Consider the following 1149-nt stretch of genomic DNA (forward strand, 5'->3'; position numbering starts at 1 on the left):
GTCCGCAATAACAAACTTACTCTTTCACTCAATTATAGAGGTTAATACAGTACGTTTAGGCGACATTGCACATATTACAAATGGTGTCGGTGACGTACAAGATGCTAATACTGAATATAGAAAAGATTGGTATCCTTTTTTTGACCGTTCAGAAGAATTAAAATGGTTTCCAACTTATTCGTTTGACAAAGAGGCTATTATTTATGCTGGAGAAGGACAAAGTTTTTACCCTCGATATTATAAGGGGAAATTTGCCCTACATCAAAGATGCTATGCCATAACGGATTTCACCTCATGTATTTTGCCAAGATATTGTTACCATTTTATGACTACATTAAACTCTTATTTCATCAGAAACTCAGTTGGTTCTACTGTACCGTCTTTGAGAATGGATATATTTCAAAAAGCAGAAATAAAGCTACCTCCTATTTCGAAGCAGCAACATATATGTAAAATTATTGATGCCCTTTATGCTAAACTTGAAGTTGAACATAACACCTTAAATTCTTTGCAGTTACAAAAGCAACATATGCTTCGCCAAATGTTTATATGAACATCTGCGAGAGTAAATATGCCTTCTGGCAATTCTGTGAGCTAAGAACAGAATTTTCAACACCAATCTTTTTATCCAAAGAGATTAAGCATTTTGCCATACTATTTTGAGCTTCCTTGCAAGGTAATAACAATTTTACGTTTTCAATATCAGCATAATGCAAATGGATAATAGTACTACCCTTTGCATATTTTGCTAATTGTCTCTTTGCTATATGATTGAAATAATAACTTAGATATTGAGCATTATGGTTGTGGTTTATATGTATTCCAAACATATCTCCACCTAATATTACATTATCAACATTTATAACAGATGGCGCTATAAGGGATATAGAATCAACTGTAGTTGAAGATGGAAACAATAAATCTCCTTTTTGGCTTAAAGTCATTCCTTTTGATTTGTTAGTATGACTGACCACTTTATTTATGGTCGCACCATAGGTTGTAAAAAGTTCTCCATATATAACACAAGGAGTTCCTGTCTCAGATAATTCTTCTTTTGATAAATTTCCGACATTGAATGGTTCTCCTAATTCAAAAATACGTACACATCGCTTATCAATTTGCTTGTAATGTTCTTCAATAATTGCGGAC

Annotated in this window: 2 protein-coding genes; one reads left to right on the plus strand and one right to left on the minus strand. The window is 33.0% G+C overall.

The window, feature by feature from the left end; translation table 11 throughout:
- Nucleotides 1–553 (plus strand): restriction endonuclease subunit S (locus C233_RS0122085; protein WP_018669626.1); only part of this gene is annotated, 553 nt, incomplete at its 5' end.
- Here the strand turns inward: C233_RS0122085 and C233_RS23175 are convergent.
- Nucleotides 546–1149, minus strand: a 604-nt coding sequence (locus C233_RS23175) for a restriction endonuclease subunit S (RefSeq protein WP_018669627.1), incomplete at its 5' end; no start/stop codon positions are given. The two genes, C233_RS0122085 and C233_RS23175, sit on opposite strands and share 8 nt — an antisense overlap.

The organism is Bacteroides gallinarum DSM 18171 = JCM 13658, from assembly GCF_000374365.1.
Lineage (GTDB): Bacteria > Bacteroidota > Bacteroidia > Bacteroidales > Bacteroidaceae > Bacteroides > Bacteroides gallinarum.